Raw genomic sequence first — 7,392 nt, forward strand, 5'->3', positions numbered from 1 at the left:
TGTAGCAGCTGCCGAGCCCGCGAGGCTGCGTTCGGCTGCGAAGCAGTCGTGAGTCCAGCTGACGCGGCCTGCCTGACGTACCGCAATGACTGATTTTACGACTGCTTCGCAGCCGAACGCAGCCTCGCRGGCTCGGCAGCTGCTACAGATCGCACTACCGCTTAACTGATCGGCCTGGCTCCTTTTTATCGCCATCCAGCCAGAAACTCCGTTCGGGGACTTGTGCTTCCGGTATTATGGTATACCATCAGACGCACAGACACCCAAAACCTCTACGGAGCAGCTCATGAGTTTCGAAATCCGCAAGATCGTCAGCTATGTCGAAGAAACCTTTATTGAAGGCGGCAAAGCCACCGATAAGCCCGTGACCATGGTCGGTCTGGCCGTGGTGATGAAAAACCCCTGGCTGGGCAACGGTTTCGTCGAAGACCTGAAACCACAGATCCGCGCCAACTGCTCCGACCTCGGCGCACTGATGGTCGAGCGCCTGGTGGGCATCATTGGCGGCGCCGAGAAGATCGAGGCTTATGGCAAGGCTGCCGTGGTCGGCGCCGATGGCGAAATCGAACACGCTTCTGCGGTGATCCACACCCTGCGCTTCGGCAACCATTACCGCGAAGCKGTCAAGGCCAAGAGCTACCTGAGCTTCACCAACAAGCGCGGCGGCCCGGGCACCTCGATCCAGATCCCGATGATGCACAAGGACGACGAAGGCCTGCGTTCGCACTACATCACCCTGGAAATGCAGATCGAAGACGCACCGCGTGCCGACGAAATCGTCGTGGTCCTGGGTTGCGCCGACGGCGGCCGCCTGCACCCGCGCATCGGCAACCGCTACATCGACCTGGAAGAACTGGCCGCCGAAAAAGCCCAGTAACCGGCCAGTAGAACGACAACAAGAAGGCATTGCAGGAGCGCTCCATGATTCGGCTCACCGCTGAACTCACCCCGGCTGGCACCAGTTACCTGGCGACCGGCCAAGGCCAGCCCGTGGTCTTGATCCACGGCGTGGGCCTGAACAAAGAAATGTGGGGCGGCCAGATCGTTGGCCTGGCCACGAAGTACCGCGTCATCGCCTACGACATGCTCGGCCATGGCGCCAGCCCGCGCCCTTCGATCGGCACGCCGCTGCTCGGCTATGCCGACCAGTTGCTGGAGCTGCTCGACCACCTGCAATTGCCCAAGGCAACGGTCATCGGCTTTTCCATGGGCGGGCTGGTAGCGCGGGCGTTTGCCCTGCACTACCCGCAACGCCTGGAAGGCCTGGTGGTGCTCAACAGTGTGTTCAACCGCAGCGCCGAACAGCGCGCGGGGGTCATCGCCCGCACCAGTCAGGCCGCCGAACACGGGCCGGACGCCAATGCCGAAGCGGCGCTGTCGCGCTGGTTCAGCCGTGAATACCAGGCAGCGAACCCGGCGCAGATCGCCGCGATTCGCCAGACCCTGGCCGGCAATGACCCTCAGGGTTACCTGACCACTTACGAATTGTTCGCCACCCAGGACATGTACCGCGCCGACGACCTGGCCAGCATCCGGGTGCCGACGCTGATCGCCACCGGCGAACTGGACCCCGGCTCGACCCCGGAAATGGCCCGGCAACTGGCCGAACGCATTCCCGGTGCGACCGTTGCCGTCCTCGCCGAGCAACGGCATATGATGCCCGTAGAATCGCCGCGCCTGGTCAACCAGCTGCTGCTGGAGTTTCTGCAGGCCGCGCACTCCCAACAAAACCAGATCAAGGGGATCGTTGCATGACACTCGCACGCTTCCAGATGTGCATCGGCGGTGAATGGGTCGATGCCCTGTCCGGCAAGACCTTTCAAAGTCTCAACCCGGCGCTGGCCGAGCCTTGGGCCGAATTGCCCGATGCCGACGAAGCCGACGTCGAACGCGCCGTGCAGGCAGCGCAGACGGCTTTCGACGGCCCGGCCTGGCGCGGTCTGACCGCCACCGCTCGCGGCAAATTGCTGCGACGCCTGGGCGACCTGATCGCCGAAAACAAAGAGCAACTGGCACAGCTGGAAAGTCGCGACAACGGCAAGCTGATCCGCGAAACCCGCGGCCAGGTGGGCTATCTGCCGGAGTTCTTCCACTACACCGCGGGCCTGGCGGACAAGCTCGAAGGCGGCACCCTGCCGCTGGACAAGCCGGACCTGTTTGCCTACACCGTGCACGAAGCCATGGGCGTGGTTGCCGCGATCATTCCGTGGAACAGCCCGCTGTACCTGACCGCAATCAAACTCGCCCCGGCGCTCGCCGCGGGCAACACCATCGTGATCAAGCCGTCGGAACACGCCTCGGCGACCATCCTCGAATTGGCGCGCCTGGCCCTGGAAGCCGGGATTCCACCGGGGGTGGTCAACGTCGTCACCGGCTACGGCCCGAGCACCGGCGCCGCCCTCACCCGCCATCCGCTGGTGCGCAAGATCGCCTTCACCGGCGGCGCGGCGACGGCGCGGCATGTGGTGCGCAGCAGCGCGGAGAACTTCGCCAAGTTGTCGCTGGAACTGGGCGGCAAATCGCCGAACATCATCTTCGCCGACGCCGACCTCGACAGCGCGATCAACGGCGCCATCGCCGGGATCTACGCCGCCTCCGGGCAGAGCTGCGTCTCCGGTTCGCGCTTGCTGGTGCAGGACGAAATCTACGACGAGTTCGTCGCTCGCCTGGTGGAGCGCGCCCGGCGCATCCGCATCGGCAACCCGCAGGACGACAGCAGCGAGATGGGCCCGATGGCCACTGCGCAACAACTGGCCGTGGTCGAAGGCCTGGTGGCCGATGCCATCGCCGAAGGTGCGCGTCTGCGCCTGGGCGGCAAGCGTCCGGAGAATCTGGGCGACGGCTGGTTCTACGAACCGACGCTGTTCGAGTGCGACCGCAACTCGATGAAGATCATGCAGGAAGAAGTCTTTGGCCCGGTGGCCTCGGTCATCCGTTTCAAGGACGAAGCCGAAGCGCTGGCGATTGCCAACGACTCGCAGTTCGGCCTCGCCGCCGGCATCTGGACCCGCGACCTGGGCCGTGCCCATCGCCTGGCCCGGGATGTGCGCTCGGGGATCATCTGGGTCAACACCTACCGCGCGGTCTCGGCCATGGCGCCGATCGGCGGCTTCAAGAACAGCGGCTATGGACGCGAAAGCGGCATCGATTCGGTGCTGGCCTACACCGAGCTGAAAACGGTGTGGATCAACCTGTCCCAGGCACCGATGCCTGATCCATTCGTGATGCGCTAGGAGTCCTGGAAAATGATCGAACCCGGCATTTACAAAGACGTGATGAGCTCGTTCCCGTCCGGGGTCACGGTGGTCACCACCCTGGACCCGGACGGCGGCATCGTCGGCATCACCGCCAGTGCCTTCAGTGCGCTGTCGATCGACCCGGCACTGGTGCTGTTCTGCCCCAACTACGGTTCCGACACCTACCCGGTACTGCGTGACAGCAAGCAGTTCGCGATTCATTTGCTGTCCGCCGAGCAGACCGCCGAAGCCTATGCCTTCGCCGGTAAAGGCAAGGACAAGGCCAAAGGCATCGAGTGGCACTTGAGCGAACGGGGCAACCCGATCCTGGCCAAGGCCACGGCGATCATCGAGTGCGAACTGTGGCGCGAATACGACGGCGGTGATCACGCGATCATCGTCGGCGCGGTGAAGAACCTGATCCTGCCCGAGCAACCGGTGACGCCGATGATCTACCACAAAGGCAAGCTGGGCCCGCTGCCCGCCCTGGCTTGATGGCTCTACACAATCCCCCTGTGGGAGCGGGCTTGCTCGCGAAGAGGCCGGCACATCCAACATGGATGGCGCCTGATGGACGCGCCGCATGGCGCCTGTCAGGACATCTTCAACCCGGCCACCGGTGAACGAATCGGCCAGGTGCCGAACCTCGGCGCCGAGCACGCGCGCCTGGCCATCGACGCCGCCAACAAGGCCTGGCCGGCCTGGCGCGCGCTGACTGCCAAGGAGCGCAGCAATACGCTCAAGCGCTGGCATGCCTTGATGCTGGAAAACGCCGACGCCCTGGCCGAAATCCTCACCCTCGAACAAGGCAAGCCACTGGCTGAGGCCAAGGGTGAAATTCTCTACGCCGCGAGCTTCATCGAGTGGTTCGCCGAAGAGGCCAAGCGCATCTACGGCGACACCATTCCCAGCCACAAGGGCGATGCGCGCATCGTGGTCAGCAAGGAGCCGATTGGTGTGGTCGCGGCCATCACGCCGTGGAATTTCCCGGCGGCGATGATCACCCGCAAGGCCGGCCCGGCGCTGGCCGCCGGTTGCCCGTGCATCGTCAAACCGGCTCCGGAAACACCCTTCTCGGCGCTGGCCATGGCCGCGCTGGCTGAACAGGCCGGCATCCCAGCGGGCATTTTCAATGTGATCACCGGTGATGCCATCGCCATCGGTGGCGAGCTGACCAGCAGCAGCCTGGTGCGCAAACTGTCGTTCACCGGTTCCACCGCCATCGGAAAACTGCTGATGGCCCAGTGCGCACCGACGCTGAAAAAAGTCTCACTGGAACTGGGCGGCAACGCGCCGTTCATTGTCTTCGACGATGCCGATCTGGAGCGTGCCGTCGACGGCGCGCTGATCGCCAAATTCCGCAACGCCGGACAGACCTGCGTCTGCGTCAACCGCTTCCTGGTGCAGGCCGGCATCCACGACGCCTTTGTTGCGCGTTTGGCCGAGCGGGTTTCGCAACTCAAGGTCGGCAGCGGCTTCGAAGAAGGCGTCACCCAAGGCCCGCTGATCAACGAGCGTGCCGTGGCCAAGGTCGAAGAGCACGTGCAAGACGCCCTGGCCCAGGGTGCACGACTGCTGTGCGGCGGCGAACGTCATGCGCTGGGCAACGGTTTCTTCCAGCCGACCGTGCTCGCGGCGGTCACCACACAGATGAAAGTCGCCAAGGAAGAAACCTTCGGTCCGCTGGCAGCAGTGTTCCGCTTCGACACCGAGGCCCAGGCCGTCGAGATGGCCAACGACACCGAATTCGGCCTCGCTGCCTACTGCTACACCCGCGACCTGGGCCGCGCCTGGCGCATGAGCGAGGCGCTGGAGTACGGCATGGTCGGGATCAACGAAGGGCTGATTTCCACCGAAGTCGCGCCCTTTGGCGGCATCAAGTCCTCGGGGCTGGGCCGTGAAGGGTCGAAGTACGGCATCGAGGATTACCTGGAACTCAAATACACCTTGATGGGCGGCCTTTGAGCCCAGGGGAGCTACGCAGATGAACAACGAAAAATATGAAAAAGGCCTGAAGATCCGCACCCAGGTGTTGGGCGAAGCCTACGTCAATCGCTCCATCGAGAACGCCGACGACTTCACCCGCCCCTTGCAGGAGATGGTCACCGAGTATTGTTGGGGTCATGTCTGGGGCCGTGAGGGTTTGTCCCTCAAGGAACGCAGCATGATCAACCTGGCGATGATCTCGGCCCTCAACCGGCCCCATGAACTCAAGCTGCATGTGCGCGGCGCCTTGCGTAACGGCCTGAGTCGTGAGCAAATACGCGAAATATTGCTTCAGGTCGGCATTTATTGCGGTGTCCCCGCTGCCGTAGACAGTTTCCGGCTCGCCCGTGAAGCCTTCGCCGAAGCCGATGCCGAGGCCTCCAGTTAACCCTTGGCTGTTTGATCTGACCGAGCACAGGGATTCCCGTAATCGAAGTGCTCTTTTTTGCATGGACAGCCACAATCAGAGCGGACCCCATGAAACGCCTGCCACTCGACGACAGCTTCAAGGTCAATCGCAACCCCGTTACCCTGCGCGAAATCGTGCTGGATAAACTGCGAAGCGCCATCATGAACTTCCAGCTCCTGCCGGGAGACCGTCTGGTCGAACGCGATCTGTGCGATCGCCTGGGCGTCAGCCGTACTTCCGTGCGCGAAGCCTTGCGTCACCTTGAATCCGAAGGCCTGGTGGAATTCGCCGATGCCAAGGGCCCGCGCGTCGCGATCATTACTCTGGCCGATGCCGTGGACATCTACGAGCTGCGCTGCGTGCTCGAAGGGCTGATCGTTCAACTGTTCACCCTGCGCGCCAAGGCCAAGGACATCAAGGCCCTGGAAAAAGCCCTGGAAGAAAACCGCAAGGCGTTGAAAGACGGCGAACTGCAACAGGTCATCGACTCGGTGCAGGGTTTCTACGATGTGCTGCTCGAAGGCTCGGGCAACCATGTCGCGGCCACTCAGCTACGCCAGTTGCAGGCACGCATCAGCTACCTGCGCGCGACCTCGGTGTCCCAGGAAAACCGTCGCGGCGCCAGCAACCAGGAAATGGAACGCATGGTCGAAGCGATCAAGAGCGGCGATGCGCTGGCCGCCCACCAGGCTTGCGTCGACCACGTGCGTGCTGCCGCTGCCGTGGCCCTGGACTACCTCAAGCGCAAGCAGGAAGAAACCGGCGACATCCCGGCGATCACCCTGCCCATCGCGCTGAAAGAACCGCGCATAGGTCGCTGAAATGTTCAGCCCGAGCTTTTGCCCCAAGTGCGGCAGCAATGACCTCAGGTCACAGCTGCCGCCGGGCGATACGCACGAGCGCCTGATGTGCCGCAGCTGTGGCTACATCCATTACGTCAATCCGAAGATCATTGCCGGCTGCATCATCGAGCAGGACGGCAAGTACCTCTTGTGCCAGCGCGCCATCCCGCCGCGCCCTGGCACCTGGACCCTGCCCGCGGGCTTCATGGAAAGCGGCGAGACCACCGAGCAGGCGGCCTTGCGCGAAGTCTGGGAAGAAAGCGGCGTGCACGCAGAAATCCTCTCGCCCTATTCGATCTTCAGCGTGCCGAAGATCAGCGAGGTGTACATCATCTTCCGCGCCATCGCGCTGGAAATCACCGGCCAGTACGGCCCGGAGACCCTCGACTACAAATTCTTCGCGCCTGAGGAGATTCCCTGGGACAGCATCTACTACCCGGCGATCCGGCAGATTCTTGAGCGTTATATCGAGGAGCGCCAGGCTGGGGTGTATGGCATCTACATGGGCAATGACGACAGCGGGAAGATTCACTTTATTCGCTGATAGCTGCGGATTTTGATCGGCCACCTGTGGGAGCGAGCTTGCTCGCGAAAAACGTCTGAACAACGCGATCAAGCAGACAGCACGCGTTATCGTTGACGTCCATCGCGAGCAGGCTCGCTCCTACAGAAGAGCAGAGCAAAAGCAGGGCTGCGTACACCCATGCTCTTCACCACTCATCAGGCCGAGCGTTAGCTCGCCTGCAGCTCTTGATCTTGATCCACCCGCCCCCTCGGCAGGCTGAGTGGAGGCGTTCATCCGGGGGGAGGCGCGCAGCGCCGTTCGGCGCAGCCGAACACATCGAGAGGAGGTCGAGCGAAGCCGACCGGAGGCGATGCCCCCGGATGAATGCCGGAGCGAAGGAACCCCGAGCCTAAG

The 7,392-nt window shown here is 63.1% G+C and carries 8 protein-coding genes; all 8 read left to right on the forward strand.

Features of this window, described 5'->3' with window-relative positions; genetic code table 11:
- The first annotated feature begins 286 nt into the window (after nt 1–286).
- The 8 genes from AB4Z35_RS29735 (at nt 287) to AB4Z35_RS29770 (ending at nt 7,017) form a co-directional block, all read left to right on the forward strand.
- Complete coding sequence (locus AB4Z35_RS29735; protein WP_007978708.1) at nt 287–877, forward strand: amino acid synthesis family protein; 591 nt, start codon at nt 287–289, stop codon at nt 875–877.
- A gap of 44 nt (nt 878–921) precedes the next feature.
- Nucleotides 922–1,755: an alpha/beta fold hydrolase gene (locus tag AB4Z35_RS29740; RefSeq protein WP_442101122.1), complete on the forward strand. Its 834-nt coding sequence runs from the start codon at nt 922–924 to the stop codon at nt 1,753–1,755.
- Nucleotides 1,752–3,233 (forward strand): aldehyde dehydrogenase, encoded by a 1,482-nt coding sequence (locus AB4Z35_RS29745; protein ID WP_442101123.1) that lies wholly within the window; start codon nt 1,752–1,754, stop codon nt 3,231–3,233. Before AB4Z35_RS29740 ends, AB4Z35_RS29745 begins: the two co-directional genes overlap by 4 nt.
- 12 nt (nt 3,234–3,245) lie before the next feature.
- Nucleotides 3,246–3,731, forward strand: coding sequence for a flavin reductase family protein (locus tag AB4Z35_RS29750; protein ID WP_007978701.1), 486 nt, complete (start codon nt 3,246–3,248; stop codon nt 3,729–3,731).
- A 75-nt stretch (nt 3,732–3,806) separates the two neighbouring features.
- Complete coding sequence (locus AB4Z35_RS29755) at nt 3,807–5,201, forward strand: NAD-dependent succinate-semialdehyde dehydrogenase (RefSeq protein WP_442101124.1); 1,395 nt, start codon at nt 3,807–3,809, stop codon at nt 5,199–5,201.
- Between the two features lie 19 nt (nt 5,202–5,220).
- Entirely contained in the window at nt 5,221–5,610 is a 390-nt protein-coding gene (locus AB4Z35_RS29760) for a carboxymuconolactone decarboxylase family protein (protein WP_007991919.1), read from the forward strand.
- A gap of 89 nt (nt 5,611–5,699) precedes the next feature.
- Entirely contained in the window at nt 5,700–6,452 is a 753-nt protein-coding gene (locus AB4Z35_RS29765) for a GntR family transcriptional regulator (protein ID WP_008003966.1), read from the forward strand.
- Nucleotide 6,453: 1 nt separating this feature from the next.
- Nucleotides 6,454–7,017: an NUDIX hydrolase gene (locus tag AB4Z35_RS29770; RefSeq protein WP_442101125.1), complete on the forward strand. Its 564-nt coding sequence runs from the start codon at nt 6,454–6,456 to the stop codon at nt 7,015–7,017.
- Nucleotides 7,018–7,392 lie beyond the last annotated feature (375 nt).

It is taken from the genome of Pseudomonas sp. KB_15 (assembly GCF_052114525.1).
Classification (GTDB): Bacteria; Pseudomonadota; Gammaproteobacteria; order Pseudomonadales; family Pseudomonadaceae; genus Aquipseudomonas.